1 protein-coding gene is annotated in these 521 nt (G+C 48.9%); it reads right to left on the minus strand.

All coding sequences use genetic code 11. The features are described from left to right. A partial coding sequence (locus MMP72_RS15770) for an Ig-like domain-containing protein (RefSeq protein WP_241406215.1) occupies window positions 1-521 on the minus strand: 521 nt, incomplete at both ends.

The following is a 521-nucleotide window of genomic DNA, read 5'->3' on the forward strand; positions in this document are numbered from 1 at the left end:
GGGTCTGTTGCGACCACAGTTATTTCATCACCATCTTCAAGATTGTCTGGGTTTGGAACACTCCAGTTACCATCTTCGTCTGTAACTGCTTCTACTTCGCTGCCGTCTGGGAACGTTACCGTAACGGTTGTACCAGGTTCTGCTGTTCCTGTGATTGGATCGGTTCCATTCACTGGATCAATCACGGGTACATCTGGTGCAACAGTATCGATAGTCACTGTACCTGTTGTGGTACCAACATTACCTGCTGGGTCTGTAGCCGTAACAGTTACTTCATAATCACCATCTGCGAGTTCTGCAACCTCATCGTCTGCAAGCGTCCAAGTACCATTTCCATTGTTGGTTGCTGGATAGTCAACACCATCGACAGTCACAACGATGGTCGCTAATGGATCATCAATCGTTCCTGTTAATGCTGGTGTTTGGTCATTGGTGCTCAAGTCATCCAAGCTCACCACGGGTGCAACTGCATCTACCACCGCTGTGGCAGGATCTGAGCTATTGTCTGCGGGGTCTGTTGC

This window comes from Acinetobacter sp. NIPH 2699 (genome assembly GCF_022549355.1).
Taxonomy (GTDB): Bacteria; Pseudomonadota; Gammaproteobacteria; order Pseudomonadales; family Moraxellaceae; genus Acinetobacter.